The 20,515-nt window shown below is 32.2% G+C and carries 20 protein-coding genes; 8 read left to right on the top strand and 12 right to left on the bottom strand.

Annotated elements, in window-relative coordinates; genetic code table 11:
• Positions 1-9: 9 nt before the first annotated feature.
• The 10 genes from aepY to MBBTH_RS01120 all read right to left on the bottom strand — a co-directional run bounded on the left by aepY (position 10) and on the right by MBBTH_RS01120 (position 9,679).
• On the bottom strand, positions 10-1,128 hold the full coding sequence (aepY, locus tag MBBTH_RS01075) for a phosphonopyruvate decarboxylase (RefSeq protein ID WP_116591196.1): 1,119 nt from the start codon (positions 1,126-1,128) through the stop codon (positions 10-12).
• Between the two features lie 12 nt (positions 1,129-1,140).
• Positions 1,141-2,322 carry a saccharopine dehydrogenase NADP-binding domain-containing protein gene (locus tag MBBTH_RS01080; RefSeq protein WP_116591197.1) on the bottom strand — a complete coding sequence of 394 codons (1,182 nt, stop codon included), beginning with the start codon at positions 2,320-2,322 and terminating at the stop codon, positions 1,141-1,143.
• Between the two features lies 1 nt (position 2,323).
• The gene (locus tag MBBTH_RS01085; protein WP_116591198.1) at positions 2,324-3,094 is read right to left on the bottom strand and encodes a DUF6564 domain-containing protein; all 771 of its coding nucleotides are present in this window, start codon (positions 3,092-3,094) and stop codon (positions 2,324-2,326) included.
• 9 nt (positions 3,095-3,103) lie between these two features.
• Positions 3,104-4,108 (bottom strand): NAD-dependent epimerase/dehydratase family protein, encoded by a 1,005-nt coding sequence (locus MBBTH_RS01090; RefSeq protein ID WP_116591199.1) that lies wholly within the window; start codon positions 4,106-4,108, stop codon positions 3,104-3,106.
• 9 nt (positions 4,109-4,117) lie between these two features.
• Positions 4,118-4,849, bottom strand: coding sequence for a metallophosphoesterase family protein (locus MBBTH_RS01095; protein WP_116591200.1), 732 nt, complete (start codon positions 4,847-4,849; stop codon positions 4,118-4,120).
• The gene (aepX, locus tag MBBTH_RS01100; protein ID WP_116591201.1) at positions 4,846-6,153 is read right to left on the bottom strand and encodes a phosphoenolpyruvate mutase; all 1,308 of its coding nucleotides are present in this window, start codon (positions 6,151-6,153) and stop codon (positions 4,846-4,848) included. The genes MBBTH_RS01095 and aepX overlap by 4 nt, the downstream gene beginning before the upstream one ends.
• Before the next feature lie 123 nt (positions 6,154-6,276).
• Positions 6,277-7,098, bottom strand: coding sequence for a LicD family protein (locus MBBTH_RS01105; protein WP_116591202.1), 822 nt, complete (start codon positions 7,096-7,098; stop codon positions 6,277-6,279).
• A 31-nt stretch (positions 7,099-7,129) separates the two neighbouring features.
• Entirely contained in the window at positions 7,130-7,825 is a 696-nt protein-coding gene (locus MBBTH_RS01110) for an IspD/TarI family cytidylyltransferase (RefSeq protein WP_116591203.1), read from the bottom strand.
• A 12-nt stretch (positions 7,826-7,837) separates the two neighbouring features.
• Positions 7,838-8,806: an NAD(P)H-dependent glycerol-3-phosphate dehydrogenase gene (locus MBBTH_RS01115; RefSeq protein ID WP_116591204.1), complete on the bottom strand. Its 969-nt coding sequence runs from the start codon at positions 8,804-8,806 to the stop codon at positions 7,838-7,840.
• A gap of 33 nt (positions 8,807-8,839) precedes the next feature.
• Positions 8,840-9,679: a LicD family protein gene (locus MBBTH_RS01120; RefSeq protein ID WP_116591205.1), complete on the bottom strand. Its 840-nt coding sequence runs from the start codon at positions 9,677-9,679 to the stop codon at positions 8,840-8,842.
• Positions 9,680-9,828: 149 nt separating this feature from the next.
• Here MBBTH_RS01120 and MBBTH_RS01125 point away from each other — a divergent pair, with 149 nt between their 5' ends.
• Positions 9,829-11,259 carry a flippase gene (locus MBBTH_RS01125; RefSeq protein ID WP_116591206.1) on the top strand — a complete coding sequence of 477 codons (1,431 nt, stop codon included), beginning with the start codon at positions 9,829-9,831 and terminating at the stop codon, positions 11,257-11,259.
• A gap of 9 nt (positions 11,260-11,268) precedes the next feature.
• Here MBBTH_RS01125 and MBBTH_RS01130 read toward each other — a convergent pair whose 3' ends face one another.
• A complete protein-coding gene (locus tag MBBTH_RS01130; protein WP_165814000.1) occupies positions 11,269-12,315 on the bottom strand; it encodes a glycosyltransferase family 2 protein in 1,047 nt (348 codons plus the stop codon).
• A 114-nt stretch (positions 12,316-12,429) separates the two neighbouring features.
• Between MBBTH_RS01130 and MBBTH_RS01135 the strand changes: the two genes are divergently transcribed.
• Positions 12,430-13,428: an acyltransferase gene (locus MBBTH_RS01135; protein ID WP_116591208.1), complete on the top strand. Its 999-nt coding sequence runs from the start codon at positions 12,430-12,432 to the stop codon at positions 13,426-13,428.
• A 31-nt stretch (positions 13,429-13,459) separates the two neighbouring features.
• On the opposite strand, the gene MBBTH_RS01140 is transcribed toward MBBTH_RS01135, so the two are convergent.
• Positions 13,460-14,503 carry an acyltransferase family protein gene (locus MBBTH_RS01140; protein ID WP_116591209.1) on the bottom strand — a complete coding sequence of 348 codons (1,044 nt, stop codon included), beginning with the start codon at positions 14,501-14,503 and terminating at the stop codon, positions 13,460-13,462.
• Between the two features lie 420 nt (positions 14,504-14,923).
• Here MBBTH_RS01140 and galU (MBBTH_RS01145) point away from each other — a divergent pair, with 420 nt between their 5' ends.
• The 6 genes from galU (MBBTH_RS01145) to galU (MBBTH_RS01170) all read left to right on the top strand — a co-directional run bounded on the left by galU (MBBTH_RS01145) (position 14,924) and on the right by galU (MBBTH_RS01170) (position 20,255).
• The gene (gene galU / locus MBBTH_RS01145; protein ID WP_116591210.1) at positions 14,924-15,766 is read left to right on the top strand and encodes a UTP--glucose-1-phosphate uridylyltransferase GalU; all 843 of its coding nucleotides are present in this window, start codon (positions 14,924-14,926) and stop codon (positions 15,764-15,766) included.
• A 191-nt stretch (positions 15,767-15,957) separates the two neighbouring features.
• Positions 15,958-16,425 carry a hypothetical protein gene (locus MBBTH_RS01150; RefSeq protein WP_116591211.1) on the top strand — a complete coding sequence of 156 codons (468 nt, stop codon included), beginning with the start codon at positions 15,958-15,960 and terminating at the stop codon, positions 16,423-16,425.
• Complete coding sequence (locus tag MBBTH_RS01155) at positions 16,422-17,291, top strand: hypothetical protein (RefSeq protein ID WP_116591212.1); 870 nt, start codon at positions 16,422-16,424, stop codon at positions 17,289-17,291. The genes MBBTH_RS01150 and MBBTH_RS01155 overlap by 4 nt, the downstream gene beginning before the upstream one ends.
• 145 nt (positions 17,292-17,436) lie before the next feature.
• The gene (locus MBBTH_RS01160) at positions 17,437-18,024 is read left to right on the top strand and encodes a hypothetical protein (protein ID WP_116591213.1); all 588 of its coding nucleotides are present in this window, start codon (positions 17,437-17,439) and stop codon (positions 18,022-18,024) included.
• Positions 18,011-18,955, top strand: coding sequence for a Kiwa anti-phage protein KwaB-like domain-containing protein (locus tag MBBTH_RS01165; RefSeq protein ID WP_116591214.1), 945 nt, complete (start codon positions 18,011-18,013; stop codon positions 18,953-18,955). The genes MBBTH_RS01160 and MBBTH_RS01165 overlap by 14 nt, the downstream gene beginning before the upstream one ends.
• A 457-nt stretch (positions 18,956-19,412) precedes the next feature.
• The gene (gene galU, locus MBBTH_RS01170; RefSeq protein ID WP_116591215.1) at positions 19,413-20,255 is read left to right on the top strand and encodes a UTP--glucose-1-phosphate uridylyltransferase GalU; all 843 of its coding nucleotides are present in this window, start codon (positions 19,413-19,415) and stop codon (positions 20,253-20,255) included.
• The last annotated feature ends 260 nt before the right edge of the window (positions 20,256-20,515 follow it).

Here is a 20,515-nt window from a genome sequence, read left to right on the forward strand (position 1 = left end):
ATTTAAATTTTATTGATTTAAGAATTCCATAAAGTTTTCCTTATTTTCAATTGCAGTGGTTGTTGGCCTTCCCAAATCGTCACGTGCACCAATGGAGCACATCACTTCAATGAAGCACAACTTATTCATTTCCTTTGCCTTTTGAAGTTCCATATCCAAGTCATCGAAATTGTCAACGGACACTGCGTAATTATAACCGCACGCCTTTGCAATGGCCACCAAATCCATGTTAGATGCTACTGTCGGCATTCCACCAACGGTTTCATGAGCACCGTTATTTATGACAATATGAACAAAATTATCAGGATTGACATTTCCAACAACTGCCATAGATCCCATATGCATCAATACCGCACCGTCACCGTCAACACACCAAATTCGCTTATCCGGCTTGTTGATTGCAACACCCAATGCGATGGAAGATGAATGTCCCATAGAACCGACAGTTAAAAAATCATATTTATGAGACTTATTGGAATTTGTCCTGTTTTCAAACAGCTCACGACTTGCCTTACCTGTAGTTGAAACAATAGGATCTTCACCGGTTACATCAACAATATGAGCAATGATGTCTTCACGAACCATATCATTGTCATTTTTATATTCTACCTTTTCATCATAAGTCAAGGCGTTTTTACGCACAACAAAAGCCACATTTTTCCCGTTGTCAAGAATTTCTTTGTATTGAGCCATTACACTTTGAAATTCATCAACAGAAGTGTCCTTGTCAATTACAAAATTCTCAATATCCATCAAATCAAGCAAATCACAGGTGATTTTTCCCTGATAGATGTGTTGAGGCTCGTCATGAATGCCTGGCTCTCCCCTCCATCCGATTACAAAAATCGCAGGAATGGCATAAACCTGGTCATTTAATAGTGATGCAACAGGATTGATAATATTTCCTTCACCACTGTTCTGCATATAAACAACAGGAACTTTTCCAGTAGCTAAATGATATCCTGCTGCCAGAGCTGCACAATTTCCTTCATTTGCGGCAATGATGTGATGATTTTCATCAATGCCATAAGTATTCATCAAATAATTACATAATGCCTTAAGCTGTGAATCTGGAACACCAGTGTAAAAGTCACAGCCTAAAACGTCAACAAAATCTTCAACTTTCATAAATAATGATTCCTATTTGTTTAATTGAGGAGTAATGATTTTCTCAATGAGGAAATCAGCTGTTTTTTCAATGTCATCATATTTGACTTCTTTCGGCAAGTCTTCGCCAAATACATCCTTAACCTTTGCAATTAAATCATCAGTGTAAATTAATGTAGCATCCCTAATGTCTTCAACACCATCAAGACCTAATGATTCACGGTTAGCCTTATCCATTTCCTCAAAGGTGAACACAGATTCATCAATCCAAGCGGAAATTTTTCCATCCTTATAACCAATTTTAACAGGATATCCTCCAATGTGACCGAATACTCCTGGAGAGAACACTTTTTCTTCTTCACCAGTACGGATTGCATCAATAACAGCTGAAATAATACGATAATTACTTGATGCATTCATCATGTTCCTTTTTTGGTCCACAGGCATGCTGATGGAACATTGTGAGAATATTTCATCATGTGAGAGGTCTTGCTCCTCACCTTTGTAGTAGATTTTAAGAGGCAAGTCAACACCTTCGGTTTGTCCTTCCTTACTGATTACAACATCATGGAAGTGAGCAGCAGCAAAATTAAAGTCAACATTCCAGAAATCGTCGACACCTAACATGTCTGCCACTGCAAACTTCATTCTTGGAATCAAATGATTTAGGTTTCCACTACCGAAGTCAGGATATGCTTTTCCTGCACTTTTAAGCCATGGAATAACCGCATCAGAATAGGAAGTATTAATGACAACCGCATTTGTATCTGCATTATCACATGCTTCCATAATGTTTTTAGTAAACTTGATAGATAATGGAGTCCAAATACCATAAGCACGTACGTTATGCCAGGAAATGCTTCCGTATTTAATTCCTGCATATGCTCTGCTTGAGTTTACAATGAAATCAGGACTGTATTTGGAGATTGCCTTTTCAATTGAGTCAATGTCATTTAAGTCAACTCCTGATTCAACGATGATTTCGGATTTGTTGACTTCACGAATAAGACCTGCAACACGTACGATATTAACATCAGATTGCATTTTCTCTTGGTTTCTTCCAACAACGACGATTTTTATCGCAGAGTCATTTTTACTTACTAAAAAGTCCAATAAATAGGTTCCAACACTTCCTAAACCTATAATCATAATAGTTATATCATCCTCTTTTACATGTTTTTCAACAACTTGTAATCTTTCATCTAAAGTTTTCATTTTATTGCCTCCAGTATTCTTTAATTATTTGATAATCATTACGTGTATTGCAGTTTACCCAACGATCCAATCCTATTATTTCGATATCGTCGGTGTTTTCAACCAAATCAAAGTATTTTTGAATTATTCCAAGATTTGTGTCTTCTATAAGGTTTTCCTTGAAATTGTCATTAGCTGCCTTAAGCAGTTCCATATCTTGGAACTTCCAGGTCTGACCAGAATTAAAAATAGCTTTAAATGGTTCATTCATTGATAATAATCCATGGTCACTATTGAAAAGGTAACAGTATCTGTCATTTTCATTTTGATACAATACTACAGCCTTGTTTGAATAGATCGGCTCATGATTGAATGTCAAAACATTTTTAGGAGAATTTACAACTTGTGAAAAGGATTCCTCATCAATGTCCAAGTCGCCTTCCACAAATAGTATTTCGTCAATATTGTCGAATCTGGCCAATGCACAGTCTATTCCCAAGTATAGACTGTATCCTGAGCTCAAGTCACTGTAATGTTCATTGTAAACCAATGTTACCTTATCCTTTAAATCTTGAGGAAGAACCTCTTCGATATAGGATTCTAAATCGGAATACTTATATCCTCCTACAATAACTATCTCATCCGCATAGCTAGATTTTTTAAGCATCTGATAAATTAAAGTGTCTTTTGAATCCTCTTCAAAATATAAGCATTTCAATATCTTTTCATCTTCAGGAATGTCCTTGTTGAACCTGCTTGACACCCCTGCAACTGTAATAATAACAATTTTCAAAATGTTCACCTAATTTTTAGTATAGTTTTCAACGCATTCAGCCAATCCTTTGTCAAGGTCAACTATAGGGACCCAATTGGTTCTTGACCTTATCTTTTCAGTTGATAACAATCTTCTTTCAGGATCTGATTCACGATAGCCTTCAAACTTGATGACCGGCTCATTGATGCCCATCTTTTCACCAATCAATTTTACCAAATCAATGATGGAAATTTCCTCGTCAGTTGCAACATTGTAAATCGTACCGTCCAATGCTGAATCGCTTTTGATCAATTCAATTACCGCACTGCAACTGTCATAGTTATTCAAGAATGTTCTGCAATTCTTTTTAGAATTTTCAAGCAGGACAACCTCACCTGTGTTTTTCAGATTGTCAATGATGTGTGGAATAATATGCTTAGGGTATTTTTCATCCTTACTGTAAACATTAGCAAAGCGTATGGAACAGCCTTTAATCTTACCATTGTCAACCGCATCTTTCATGAAAAATTCTGTAAGTAATTTTCCGGTTGCATAACTGGTTCTTTGACTGTGTTCCGCATCGGCCATTGTGATATAATCAGATTCCTTAACCCCTCCGTCTTCATTCCATGAGTTCATTGAGTAAATCTCAGAGGTGGAACAGTTGATGTATTTTTCAGCTCCAACATCAATAGCTTGATCCAAAAAGTCATTCATACCAACAACATTGGTTTGATAGGTTTCATAAACCTTGTAGAAATGCTCTGTGTGAACGACAGCTGCACAGTTGATGTATACAACCTCATCAAAGTTGTCTTTAATGTCAAATACCATGCCTTTAATGTCATCCATCTGCTTTTCATCGTTTAAATCATATTCATAAAATTCAAATCTTTCATCATCCAAACAATCGGCGACTGTGTCAATTGAAGATGCATAAAAGTTATCGAAACCTATGATTTTTACTTCATCTTCATCCTGGTTTAGAAGTTGGCGAACCAACTCGTTACCAGTCATTCCGGTAACCCCACTAATTACATATAAAACTTTCATAAATTCACCCTAAATTCCATTCTTTAATCTTGTTTGATAAAATTCATCAATGCTACCATCATATAAATCCATTGCCTCATCAACAGGATATTCCACAGCCCTTAATTCAACACCCCTCGTTTCAGTGTCCAAAATTGCATATTGTGCATTTGGATTGTGGTTTCTAGGCTGTCCCACTGATCCAGGATTAATAAATAAGACTGATTTCTTGTTCCTCATGTCGGGATTGTCCACTTCATAGAACTTCTGAAAGACATGCGGATAATGTGAATGTCCTGAAAATACAATGTCAAAATCTGAATATTCTCCATTGAGATTATCCGGAAATATTGCCTTCCAGTAACTGTCAACCAATGACCCATGTATCGCCAATGCCTTGTAATCGCCTATCCTGAATTCAAGTCTGCCATCATGGATCAGTTCATCATTTAAATAATCCTTAACAGCATCATTTAACTGTGATGCTGTGAACTGTGCTGATTCAACACCCCGTTGGCTTGAAAAATGATCAAAGTCCTCAGTCAAAATAGCGTTTTCATGATTTCCCCAAATATTGCATATTACCCTTGAGGAAAATTCCTTTCGAATTAAATCAACACATTCATTTGATTGCATTCCGTAGTCTATCAAATCACCTAAAAGAACAATTGAATCAATATCATGACTGTTCAAATCATTTATTACCTCTTTTAGGGCATGCAAATTCCCATGAATATCTGACAATATAGCTATCTTACTCATAATTCATCAATCAATGTAATGATATCTTTAATTGATAATAATTCCTCATCTATCTCGTGAGCCCTGTGATGCTTTAATATACTTTTTGCGGCATTTTGCATTGCAGGAAATGCTGCTCTTAACAGCTGGTTAGCGTAAATTACAATATTTACTCCATGCTTGATTAATTCCTCTTCAGTGATTGTATTGTATGAAGAAGGCACTACTACAATTGGAGTTTCCTTATCCTTTTCCCTGAACTTGTCACAGAATTCCAGGATTTCATCAGGTTCTTTTCTTCTACTGTGAATCATGATTCCATCTGCACCTGCATCCCTGAATGCGAATGCCCTTTTAAGTGCATCTTCCATACCCTGTTCAAGAATCAGGCTTTCAATTCTTGCAATAATCATGAAATCATCAGACAGTTGTGCGTTTTTACCCGCAGCAATCTTTTCACAGAAGTGACCAATCTCATCCTGGGTTTGCTTTACTTCAGTACCAAACAATGAGTTCTTCTTCAAACCAATCTTATCCTCAATGATGACAGCTGAAACACCCATTCTCTCAAGGGATCTTACAGTGTAGACAAAATGCTCTGCGATTCCTCCGGTGTCCCCGTCAAATATAATCGGCTTGGTTGTAACTTCCATGATATCGTTGATTGTCCTAAACCTTGAGGTCATGTCTACAAGCTCGATGTCAGGCTTTCCCTTTTCTGTACTGTCACATAAACTTGAAACCCACATTGCATCGAACTGGTCAATGTGTTCCTCATCAGCGATTACAGTCTTTTCTGCAATTAAACCTGTTAAACCGCTGTGAACCTCAATTGTCTTGACGACAGGAACCATATCCAACAGTTTTTTAAGTCTTCCTCTTCTAAGCTCAGGCATTGACAGTTGTTCTCTCATTTGCCTGTCGACCTTTTGTATATTTTCATTGAATGTGTATGGAACCTCAATCAGTTCTCCACCGTATTTATCTAAAACATCAACAATGTTTTGCCTAATTACTTTCATTGAGTCCTCTGACCAGTTATCCCCATGGATAATGTAATCTGGGCGAAGTTCCTCAACTACCTTATCATACATAATTTGATCTTGAATAATCACCTTACTGACATCAGGAATCTCTTCAACCAGCTTAACACGCTCGGAAGTGGATTTCAATGGAAATCTGTTATATTTAACCATTTGAGCATCACAAAGAACACCAACTACAACATCACCGTACTTTTTAGCTTCATTGATTAAGTTTAAGTGTCCTTCATGGATAATGTCAGTACAAAAACAAGTATAAACAATAGAATTATCAGAACCCATAATAATTACCTTTTTATTATATAATATTATTATTTATTAAAAAAGAAATATTTAAAAATTTCTAACAAATAAAGAATGGTAATTATTAATTAAATAAATTAAAAAATAATACAAAACGATTAATTAATAGTCTCCAAAGTCAAGAACTTCAGGAGCAGAGTTATATCTGTCTTCTTCAGGAGGAATTTGCATATAATCTCCAAAAAGTTGGACTAAAATTTTATCAGATTTTGGAATAGCAACCTCTATATTTTCAAATTTAGTCTTAACAGCTGGCTTAAAACCATCCCTATCAAAAGCAAAAAATCCACTAATTTCTCCTGCATCAGCAACTCTTTTAGTTTCTTGATTATTATACTTTGTTATAGCCTTATACGTATATTCTTTCCACTTTTGATTTGAAATCGGGAAAATTTTAAGAATTTTATGAATTAAATGATGTATCTTTGAATGCTTCATGTCAATAATAGCATTGGTTTGCAAATGATTCAATATCCTGGTTTTATAATAGTATATTTTACATTTAAAATCACTATCAGGAACATTGTCCAACGCAAAAAAGTCTATATGGATTCCAACATTATAACTGACATAATCCCTATACCAGAATGCATATTTAGTTCCTTTTAAAGATACCATTGAAAATAAATAAAAACAATCATCAATTAATCTTGGAGATAACACTTCATATTTTTCAGGATCCAATTCCTTATTAAAAACATCAATAGCTTTTTCATAATCATCTCTGAATAGAACAATATCCACATCATCATCCCAAGGAATGAAACCTTCATGTCTTACAGCACCTATATGAGTACCACCATAAGCAAAATAAGGAATATTATTCCTCTCTAAAACGGTTATCATATCCTTTAAAATCATGATTTCAAGTTCATGAAGATGCTCTAAATCTTCAGGAGTGTATTCTCTAAAATTTAATGCCATACTAATCACTTTAATTTTAAAACATATATAATTAATCTTTAAAAATAGATTCTGCTATAGTTATATCAAAAGGACGAGTTATTTTAAAATTACCTTGTTCACCAGGGAATAATTTTACATCCGCACCCCTTAAATGGAAAAGCATCATAGCTTCATCTAATTTACTTATTTCTTCTTCAGATAAATCTTCATAAATTTCTATGAATTTATCAATATTAAATGATTGCGGAGTCTGTGAATGACATAAATTTTTTCTTAATGGAATATTTGTGAGTTTTCCTTCTTCTTTTGATTCAAATATCACATCAGTCGCCGGTATTACCGGACTTGCCGCACCCACTTCAGCAGCATATTTAATACTATTTTCAATTAATATTTCTGAAACAAATATCCGTGATGCATCATGAGTTACTAAAATTGAATCCTTTTCACAGTTTTGATCTTTCATATACTTTATTGAATTTAAAATAGTATCATTACGTGTAACTCCACCTTCAATAACAACAATTCGATCATTATTAGGAAAATAATCTTCCATCAGTTCTATTGTTTGATTAATACATTTTTTTGGAGAAGATACAATGATTTTATCTAATTCTGAAACATTTAAAAAGGTTTCAACAGAATGAACTAAAATTGGTTTATTATTTATTTTAACAAACTGCTTTGGTTTTCCTTGTTTTAATCTACTTCCTATTCCTCCAGCCAACATAGCTGCACAAATCATCAAAACATCTCCTTACAACTTTTCCCAAAACTCCTCAAAAGCCCGTTTAGGATTAATACCATTAATAATTACATCATAAGTGAAATCTACTGTTGCACAATCAATATTATTATTTTTACACAATTCTTTAAGTGTAATTATAGTATTTTTCCCTTCAAAAAGAACACCTGATGCTTTTTCATCAATAACAATCTTTTGACCATACAAAACACCCAATGTATGATTTCTACTAACATTCAAAGTAGACGCAGTAATAATATCGCCAAAACCACAATAATCATCAACAGTGTCCCTCTTGCCGCCAAATTTTTCAATTAAATCTTTAGTTTCAGCGAATGTTTTTGTAAATACTGAAAAACGTGCATTATCATTAATTTTCATTCCTTCACAAATTCCTTGAGAGATGGCAATTACATTTTTAATAACACCACAGTACTCTACCCCAATAACATCATTACTTGCTGAAACTTTAAATTTAGGAGTTGATAAAACCTGTTCAACTTTATCAAGATATTCTTTATTCTCACAAGCAATAGATGCTGAAGAAAATGTTCTCTCAACCATTTCAGCTGCAATATTCGGCCCTGATAATACAACTGCGGATTTTCCTGTTTCTTCTTGAATAACTTCACTCATTCTTTTTTTAGAATTTTTTTCAATCCCTTTTGCAGTATTGACTAAAATACAATCAGAAGAAATGATATCCTTTAACTTACGGGTAACTTCTCGTATTACAGATGAAGGTAGAGTTAAAAAAATTATTTCAGCATTTTTTAATTCATTTAAATCATTAGTAGCTATAATATTATCTTCTAATCGAATATTAGGAAAATAATCTTTATTAAAATGAGTTTTATTTATTGAATTTACAACTTCCGCTCTTTTAGCATAAAGTAGAACTTGTTTAGTATTTTCACAAATTGTTTGTGAAATTGCAGTCCCCATTGCACCTGCGCCAACAACACTTATATTTGAAAACATGATTTAATATTTTTAAATAATCATATAAAAAAATTAATACTTTCCAAAATCAAGAACATCAGGAGCTGCATTATACCTGTCCTCTTCAGGAGGTATTTTCATATAATCTCCATAAATTTGAGTTAAAAGCTCATCATATTTATTTGGAATTCTAACTTCAAAGTCTTCAAATTGGGCATTAAGTGCTGGTTCAAAATAATCCCTTTCATAAGGCATAAAACCACATAAATTAAACCAATCAACAACTTTTTCAGTCTCCTTTTTATTATGAAAGGTCATTGTTTTTGTAAGTATTTTCTTCCATGTTCTTGGGTTAATTGGAAGGAAATTCAAAATATGATAAACCATATGATGCATCAATGTCATGAATTTTGTATACATGTCCATTTTAATGATTGAATTGATAACGAATTGATAGGCGAATCTATATAAATAATATTGGATCTTACCCAAAGTATAATTATTAGGGATATTATCAAGTGGAAACAAGTCAATATGAATCCCTATTTCGTGACTGACATATTTAGAATACCAACGACCAAAAGTAGTTCCTTTAAGTGAGATAACAGCCATTGAACTGAAACAATCTTCAATATAATCCATCTGAACAACACTATATTTATCAGATAATTCATTATTTATGACTTCTAAGGCTTTATCGTAATCTTCTCTAAATAAAATAACATCAATATCGTCATCCCAAGGAATATAACCTTTATGTCTGATTGTTCCTAAAAGAGAACCACCATACATGAAATATTTTAAATTATGTTTATCAAAGACTTTTACAACATCTTTAAGAATCATTAGTTCAACATCTTGCAAGTGTTTTATCTCGTCATCAGTATATTTTCTAAATTCGCCTACAGTCATATTTCTTAATCTATTTAAAATTATATATAAACATTAAATAAATCAAAAACAATAATATACTTAGAAATAATAAATAAAATCAAATAAATTATTTATTTTCTTTCGTAAAAAATCAAATAATCATTAATAAAAATTAATAAGATGATTTTATGAGTCAAGTCCGAACAATATTTAAGAATATGAGTTGGTTATTAGTTTCACAAATAATCGCAAGTGTTTGTGGTTTTATTTGGACAATACTTATGGCCCGATACTTAGGAGTTGAGAGATATGGTATTTTTGGTTTTGCTACATCTTTCACCGCAATTCTTGTAATCATTGTTGATTTAGGAATCAGCACTCATATTGTTAGGCATATTGCGACGGATTACGACTCTGCTCCAAAATATCTTGGAAATGCAATCCCTCTTAAGGTCCTTTTTTCAATTGCATGTACCATAATAACATTGATAGCTTTAATAATCATGAACGTCAATGAACTGGTAATTAAGGTTACATTGCTTTTTACACTCGAAATGATTATCAAATCTTATGTTAATCTGTTTAATGGATCTTTCCAAGCATTTGAAGAAGGAAAATACCAAGGAATTGGAAATACAATATTGCATTTAATATTGTTGGTTTTCATTTTAATTGCTATATTTACCGATTTAGGCCTTTATGGAATAGCTGTTTCCTACATATTAGCTAATGCAATTGCATTTATCTATGAATATTATATGCTTACCAAACATGTTACAAAACCAAAATACGAACTGGATAAGGAATTTTGTAAAAAAATTACATTATTGTCAGTTCCATTTGCAGTGACAGGACTGTTATATACTATCTATTACTCCATAGACATTGTAATGCTGACCAACATGGTTGGAAGCTATGCAACAGGGATTTATAACGCAACATACAAATTAATTTCCGTTTTGACATTATTCTACTCCGTTTATACTGCTGTTATTTTCCCAGTAATGAGCAGATATTATAAGAACGATGAATCATTGCTTTTAATAAGTTTTGAAAAATCAATCAAATACCTGATGCTTGTGATTATCCCATTGGCTGTTGCAACAGCATTTTACTCCGCAGAGGTAATGCACTTGATTTATGGTCAAAGCTACAAAGGAGGAGCATCAGTTTTATCAATTTTAATCTGGACGGTCTGTTTGCTTTTCATCAGCGGAGCATGTAACTCACTTTTAAATGCATCACACAAAGAGGTTTCAGTAACAAAAATTTATGCAATAGCTGCAGTGTTTAACGTTATCCTGAACTTTTTCATGATCCCGCACTTTTCATATGATGGTGCTGCAATCACAACTGTCTTAAGTGACATTTTAATTGTCATTATACAGGCTTATGTAATCTACAAACTCGGCCACAGACCTAACAAAAGATTATATCAAGATGTTGGAAGAATCATCATTGCTTCAGGAGTTTTAGGAATTGCACTATACCTTTTGAATATGAACATATGGGTTGCAATACCTGTTGGAATAATAATTTATCTTGTAGCAATATATCTTTTAAGATTCTTTGACAACGACGACAAATACGTCATAAAAGAGATTTTAGGTAAAAATTAATAAAACTATTTAGTTTTCATAAAATTCTTTTATAAATTTTTTAGAGGTATTATTCCTGAATCTGTATGCTTTTCTAATTAGATCATTATTGTATAATACTGCATAAAATTTAGAAATATAATAAGAAATAGTATAATGTTTAGTCATGATAAATTTATTTAAAAAATTTAATTCAGGCCTGGAATAATGAAGTCCTCCCAAATTACTTTGATATTCGCGGAAATCCTCAAACATTGAAAAAGTATCTTCTTTTGATTCATTTGAATTAGCTATTATTAAAAATAATTCCATTAAATTAGCTCTAGTAAAGAATTTACAAGAAAATCCTTTACTTTCCACCATTGAATCAATATTTTTCATTGTTTTAACTCTTGCATCAAAATGAGATTTATCATGAATTCTTACCTGTGAATCATCATAAGTATTATATAAATACACATAATTGTTTGGTAAAATAGTAATTTGAGTAGATGCAAGCATACATTTTATAAAAAAATCAGCATCATCAAATTGAGAATCTTCCACAAATTTAATATTATTTTCCTGTAAAAAGCTCTTTCTGTAAATTTTTGCCCAAGGAGCCATAGAACAATTATGTGTTATAATCTCAAACATTTTTTTACTTTCAGTTGGATTTAATGTCCTATTTTTATTGTATCCCTTTGGACAGTATAATCTTTTATGTGTAAAGAAATCAGTCTCATAATTAGCCAGAACTATATCAGAGCCAGTTTCAGTGATTGCATCATAAAAAGTCTGCAGTGCATCCTGCAGGTAAATATCATCATTATCCATCAGTACAATGTATTCTCCTTCAGCCATTGAAATTCCCTTATTCCTACCTCTTCCACCAAAACCGGAGTTATTATCAAAGGAATAGTAATGAATATTGGAATGCTTATCTGAAAGCTCCTTAATAATGTTTAGACTATTGTCAGAGGAATTGTCATCAACCATTAGTATTTCTATATCCTTTTCAAAATCCCCCTTCCAGTTTTGAGTGATTAAGGAATCAATAGCTCTTCTTAATGTTTTTTCGGCATTGTAAACCGGCATGATGACACTTATTTTATACATATTATCATTATTTATATTGCAAGTTATACTTAATAAGTTTATACTCTCCTAAAAATAATAAGAATTAACTACAATAAAACTAAACATTTTATCATGAAAACAAAAAAAGAGAGAATTTTTTATTATGACGTGCTGAGGGCATTCGCTATCATTGCAGTCATCATCTGTCATGTTGACATGTTCTTTGGACCGCTCACAAGTCAAACACAGGTTATAGCCCAAATGACTTTCCATGACATCGGAAGGATTGGTGTTCCGATTTTTCTAATGATCAGTGGTGCATTGCTTTTAAACCGTGACTATCCTGATTTGGGACAGTTCCTTAAAAAGCGTTTTGCAAGAATCATATATCCATTCATCTTTTGGATTATCCTGATTTTAGGCCAATTATACCTTTATCAATACAATTCAACACACTTATGGAAAGTATTTATAGGCGAGCCTTCAATCACATGGTACTTCTGGACACTGATTGGGATTTATCTATTCATTCCAGTCATAAATGCATTCATCCAAGCCTATGGGGAGAAGGGAATCAGGTACTTTTTAGCGATATGGTTCATCACAATGATTCTTAGAACCTTCAATTCATATCCGTTATGGCAATACTTTGATTTGAACATGTTTGCAGGATATATAGGCTATCCTATTCTTGGATACTGGCTTTCAACCAAAAAATTCAGCATGAGCGATGCGAAAGTCTGCTTTATAGGGCTTGTCACATTACTGATTTCATTGTCAGTGTTCGTTTACCTGAACTATATTGGAAGCGATTGGATTGGTCTGATTTATCAAAACATTCCGATAATATTCATGGGATCAGGACTGTTCCTGTTTGTCAAATACTTGGACAAGCTGCATAAGTTTGATTCAATTAAAAATAATTTCATTGGAAAAGCAATATTGTCATTAAGCGTCTGCAGCTATGGTATGTATTTCTCCCATGTCATAGTGGTTAAATTCTTGTCATACCACAATCCTCACAGCCACTTGATGTTTCCGGTGATGTTTGCACTAACAATATTCCTATCATGGTTGCTGCCTTATATCTTTAGCAAAATACCTTATGTCAAGACAGTCAGTGGAGTTTAAGCTCCACATTCTATTTTTTTTTTTCAAAATATCATGTGCAGTACTTTCCAATGACCGGAATCCTGCTGATTAATGTGACCAAAATCCATGAAACAACAAACACTACCAGTATCATCACTATGATAATCGCACAAATCTCAATTCCGTTGGATGGTATCGGTGTGAAAATCGGAATCAAAAAGGACATCACCAATGAGTTGCACAGATACATCCCATAACTCACGTTACTGATTGAAACAATAACCTTATCCATGATATGCAAATTCAAATTCTTGAACAATACGAAAAGGGATCCAGCCTGAAGTATCTCAAAGATGCTCATATCCACCCATGAGCCTACAATTGCAGTCTGTGTTGCAACATAATTTAGAATTGAGTTTTTCGGCAAGACCGCTCCGGTTTCAAGCATTTTGAAAAAGGTAGCTGTCAGAAATATCACTGCCATTAATATTATCAGTTTTTTTGAATCAATATTGAATTGCTTTATTGACAAGTAATATCCTAAAACAAGATAACCTATAGGAGCCACAAAGAAATTCAAATCAAAGTAATGCTCTATGCCAAAAATGAGAGTTATTTGATAGAATATGGCTGCTAATACAAATATTGCCAGGAAATACTCTATTTCACTTTCAGAGGCCTGCTGGATAAACTTGTTGATGATTGGAACGGACAGGTAAACTCCTAAAATCATCCAGAAGTACCAGTTATAAGTGAAGATGGTATATGAGAATTCCCTATTCAATAAGGATGAACTAAGCCAAAATATTATAAAATAAAACAGGAATGGATAAGCAATCCTAGGCACCTTACGCTTCAAAAAGGATTTTATTTCAATGTCACGATTCAGTAGAAGAGCTCCGCTCAACATCAGAAATACCGGAACACCGAATCTTGCAAATTCAGAAAACATGTAAATGTATACGTTAAAGACCTGCTCCCCATGATGCCATAATTGGAATACATGAATTGCAATGATGGCAAGTATGGACAAGACCCTTAACTGATCATAATACGCAATCCTGTTTTTGATAATATCACCATGATATGATATGTTTAAAATAATATTAATAATTTAGAGTAATGCCATTTGAAATAAAACTCATCTGGTAGCTTATTGTGTTGGGTGACAGTGAACCAATACCTGCCAATAAAGTATTTAAATCTGAATTACAGACCAAAATAACCTCTAATTTTTTCATATTCGTGTGTCAGAGCAGTCTAGGTTAAGAGCATGTTGCTTAGTACTTCTCAGGTTCTAATCCTATACACCTACTTACTTATATTGCACTAAATTGCCAAACATCAGATGAACATACACTATCTAATATCAGCGAACAGTTTGTACAACATATAGTTTCCGTATCTTATTAACTAAAATGATTCAATCCAAATTACATCCATATTTAGACACAACATATTTTAACTTTTATAACACAAAATCAAAACGAACATTGCCACATAATTTATCCATAGCCAAATACAATATAACCATATGAAAGCAATCATTCCAGCTGCAGGATTAGGAACCAGGTTCCTTCCCGCAACTAAAGCTCAACCAAAGGAAATGTTACCGGTCTATGACAAGCCAACCATTCAGTATGTGGTGGAAGAAGCGGTGGCTTCAGGAATCGGGGACATCATCATAGTCACTGGAAGACACAAAAGATCCATTGAAGACCATTTCGACAAGTACTATGAACTTGAATACAACCTTCAAAAGGCAGGAAAGGACCGTGACCTTAAAAAAATCAGAAGAATAACAGAACTTGCAGACATCTGCTATGTCAGGCAAAAGGACAAAAACGGCCTGGGAGCAGCAATCAAGTGCGGTGAAAGACATCTCGGAGACGAACCGTTCGCAGTCCTTTTAGGAGATTCAATCACCAAAGGACCAATTCCATGCACCAAGCAGCTAATAGATGTTTACAATAAGTACAACGCTTCAGCAATCTCACTTGAAGCGGTACCTCAAGAAAAGGTTGAAAGATACGGAATCATTAAAGGAAATGAAGTTGAAAAGGACATCTACAAAATCGAGGAACTGGTCGAAAAACCACCAATGGACAAGGCACCATCCAACCTTGCAATAATGGGACGTTATGTGCTGACACCGGATATTTTTGACAAGATTGAAGAGACAGGACCTGGAGTTGGCGGTGAAATTCAGCTAACTGACGCTCTTCAAAAGCTTGATTCAATATATGGAGTCACATTCAAGGGCAAAACCTATGACATTGGAAACAGACTTGAATGGCTCAAGACATCAATCGAGTTTGCATTGGATGATAATGAGTTCAAAGATGATTTGGTCAACTATATGAAAAGCTACATCTAGATGTGGAAAAGATATGACAATGCTTGGAGGTAGCATCAACCAAACTACTAGTTGATGCTAAAACTTCACTTAAATTAATCTAAAATTTATTTAATAGAATCAGTTCATTATTTTCAGTGAATTGCGTGAGACAATATGTGCATGAGAAAATATTAAATACTATTAAAATATATTTTTAATCAAGAGAGGAAATGGACAAATCAAATTTGAAAATTGAGGAGTTACGACTTCTTTTTGAAAGAGAAAACACAAGAAAACAAAATCTAGAAAATAAAGCTTCCTATTTTTTAGGTATTGTATCTATAATTGTTACAATATCATCTACCTATTTAAACTCAAATATTGATTTCAATTCAAATTTAGGAATAATTTTATTGATTATACTTGCTTTATCATTTATAATATGTATAGGGCAATGTATCTCCATTTTTAAGCCAACAAATTACCATCATCCCATCGAATTAAAAGATTTTAACAAATTTGAGAATTATTTTAAAATAGATGATGAAACTTTTGAAAAGGAATTGGTTGACCAGTATTTACCTTCAATTTTTACAAACCATGCCATCAATGATAAAATCGTTTTAAAATTAAGAATTTCAATTTACAGTTTTATTTGTTTTATAATAACATTAATTATATGTGTTGCGATATTATGAAATGTGATTCATGTGGAAAAACCTTCGAAGATGATATAATTGCCTTTTGTGAAAAATGTGAAAAATACTATTGTATGAACTGCTCAATAAAGCATAAGCATAATGAAATAAACTTTTTAAGAATTGAAGATAATCAACTCACCCGAATTAATACTGGGATTGGTGGTGCAGGCATTGGAGATACACATCACAAATTTTACACTGATAAAAAATGGATCTCAAGACATAGGCCATGCAAACATGCAGAACAAGAGTTAAAAATTGGAAAACCAATTTTTTACTGCGATGATGGAAAAATTAGATGCACTGATTGTCTTTATGAATCTGGAATAATTAATGTAGAACCAATAATAAAAACTGAAGATGAAAAATTACTATTGTTATTAACACATACTTTTGAACCGCAAAATCTAGAATTTAGAGTTAAATGTGATAAAAAAGGAGTTAAAGGAGGAAAAGTGACATTAAAGTTGATAATTGAAAATAAAAAATCCCATGAAATCAGAGATATCAATATACGTATTGAATCTTTTGCAGCAAATCCATTGCCTCAGAATAAAAACCTTAATATATATCGAGAAGAAATGTATTCAAGATATTTAATTTATAAGAAAATACTGATCCAATCAATAAAATCCAAAGAAAGAAAAACAATCGAATTGGAAGTTGACATTCCAGAAGATGGAGAAATCAAGGAAAATCAATTTGTTAATTTTGAAGTTGAAGGAATAGAAAACAATAATGATAACCCAGAATCACTTAAAGTTCCTAATGACTTAATGATTTATGCGCAATTTACATATAAAACATTTTTAGGTTTCGAGTACTGGAGTTATGTTGAAGAAGAAATTGTAAAATTAAAATAAACTTACAAACCCTGTTCAAAACGAAAAAAAATCAGAATCTAAACAAGCCTAAAATATTAGAAAGCACAGAATTATTATAAAAAAGAAAGAATTTGACAACAATAAATACAATATTATATTAAATTAAAAATATACTTTAAGACATATGATTTTAAATCCCATAACAATATTGAGAAAAATTGGTTTAGCAAAATTGATATTGTTTTTAAGTGCATATATTCCATTATTTATAATTATTGGCATCAAATACTTTTTAAAATTAATTTATTATATACATATACCTTATTTAAAGTTAATTATCCCCATACCAATTATTCCAATTACAATTTTAATAGTTATAATCATATTAATTCATTATTTCAAAAAGATTATTGACAATTCAAAATCAGAAACGGAAAAGTTTTTTGAGGTGAATAGAATTGAAGATAAAAATGACATAATACTAACTTATTTAGTACCCTACTTTTTTTCATTCGTTTCTGTTAACAGTTTTGAAGAATTTATATGCTGCATTGTTATATTTTTAATTATTTTTATGATTTATATTAATTCAGAAATTTTATATATTAATCCGTTATTTATATTTTCAGGATATAATTTTTATAAAATTTACTCAAAAAACACAAATATTCTTTTAATATCGCAAATTGATGTTAACAGAAGACTTAATAAAAAAATTGGAGCCAAGCAACTTAGTACAAAGGTATATATGGTAAGTGATGATGATGAATAATATTTTAGAAAAAGTACATAATATAGAATCAAAACATGTGAATTTATATCTTTTTTCAAAAGCAAAAAGTAAGATTGATTATGAAGTATTTTCAACAAAAATAACTGATTTAGAAATACTTTCAGAGTTAACAACTGTCATACATAATCAAATTCATGATTATATTATTAATGAAGAAACAGAAGACCCAATGGATTATAATCCTCTCATTAATGACAAACATATTGTTCAAAAAATTGAATGTAATGAATTATACAGATTATCTGAGTTTATAGAGGATATTGAAAGAAATCCAACATTATACTCTAAAACAAAATTAACCAAAGGACATAGCTTATGGATAATTGCTATTGTAATGGACGATGGTGAAAATAAAATATTGGCTTTCCAAAAAATACGTAATAAAACATTTTTGGAAAATGATAAAATGAAATTAATTGTGGGCGAAAATATAAAAAAATTTAACAAACCACTATTGCCTTTAGAAAATAAAATTGACTGTATATGCTCATTAAACGAGGATAATCCTATAATGTTTATATTCCACAATTATTATTTTGAACAAATATTCGGTTTTGAAGAAAAATTTAGAAAGGAAATAAAAGAAAAATTAGATAAATTTGAAAGCAGAACTGACAAATCAGTGAAATTAGATGTTAACAAGTTATATTCAAAAATTGAAAACAATCAGAGAAGTTTGAAAAAATTATACATGATACTAAATAATGAGAATTACAACTATTTAACTGAAGAGAATATAAGGAAAATTGAAGAAAAAATTGAAAATATCAAGTTTAACCGATCAAATGGAGAGATCCGTTTAGATGAATTTGAAGATGTTAAAAAGATTCTGAATTTATTAAATGATGATTATCTTGAAGGAATACTCTCCCAAAAACCGTTCAAAACTTCAAATAAAATAGATTTATAAAAAATTACTATAAAAAGAATCCATAATAATGTCTAAAAAGAATAAATAAATCTACAAGATTAAATAAGAAAATTTTACAACAGTCATCTTGCGCAGGGTATTCTGTTGCATGATAATATAAAACCTTGTTACTAAAAAGAGATAACTCTTAATAATTGCTTAATAAAACTTATTCAAAAATCATCCAACGTATAATTTCATTCAAAATATTCTGCAAAACCAATGTTCATGAAAGAATTGTTACTAAAAAAGTATAACCCTAAATTAACCTGTGACTAAAAATATTGTTACTAAAAAAGAATAAACCTAAACTAACTTGTGTCTAAAAAAACTAAACTTGTGAGCAAATGGGAACCACCATAAAATGTTAAAAAATCATCCGCCGTGTCTTTATAACACAAAATCAAAACCAAGATTTTCCACATAATTTATCCATAGCCAAAGACAATATAAATACATGAAAGCAATTATTCCCGCCGCAGGATTAGGAACCAGATTCCTTCCCGCAACAAAGGCACAGCCAAAGGAAATGTTACCGGTCTATGACAAGCCAACCATCCAGTATGTTGTCGAAGAGGCAGTGGCTTCAGGAATCAATGACATCATCATAGTCACAGGAAGACACAAAAGATCCATTGAAGACCATTTCGACAAGTACTATGAACTTGAATACAACCTTCAAAAGGCAGGAAAAGACCGTGAACTTAAGGAAATCAGAAAAATCACTGACCTGGCAGACATCTGTTATGTCAGACAAAAGGAACAAAACGGATTGGGCGATGCAATCAAATGCGGACAAAGACATATTGGAGGAGAACCTTTCGCTGTTCTTTTAGGCGATTCAATCACTAAAGGCCCTACCCCATGTACCAAACAGTTAATAGATGTTTACAATAAGTACAATGCATCTGCAATCTCACTTGAAGAGGTTCCACCAGAAAAAGTTGAAAGATATGGAATCATTAAAGGAAGCGAAGTTGAAAAAGACATCTACAAGATCAATGAACTGGTTGAAAAGCCACCAATGGACAAGGCACCATCCAACCTTGCAATAATGGGCAGATATGTGCTGACCCCTGATATTTTTGACAAGATTGAAGAGACAGAACCCGGAGTTGGCGGTGAAATCCAGCTTACAGATGCCCTTCAAAAACTGGATTCAATTTATGGAGTCACATTTGAAGGCAAAACCTATGACATTGGAAACCGTCTTGAATGGCTTAAAACTTCAATTGAGTTTGCATTGGACGATAATGAGTTTAAAGATGATTTGGTCAGTTACATGGAAGGCTACATTTAGATGTGAAAAAGACATAACAATGCTTGAAGGTAGAGTCAACTAAAATATCATATAACATGGAACGTTTAATTTAATCAAGTTGAATTTTAAATTTAATAACAACATTACACTACTCAAAAGAAACGTGAAAACTAATGTAGATGAAATAAAAAATATTTTACAATAATATAAATACGAGTTAGTTCGCTTTATCGACATGATTATATCACGATTACTAATCACACGCTCTCTTGAAATTTAAATACCCCTTTAAAACAAAT

The sequence above is a fragment of the Methanobrevibacter thaueri genome (genome assembly GCF_003111625.1).
Lineage (GTDB): Archaea > Methanobacteriota > Methanobacteria > Methanobacteriales > Methanobacteriaceae > Methanocatella > Methanocatella thaueri.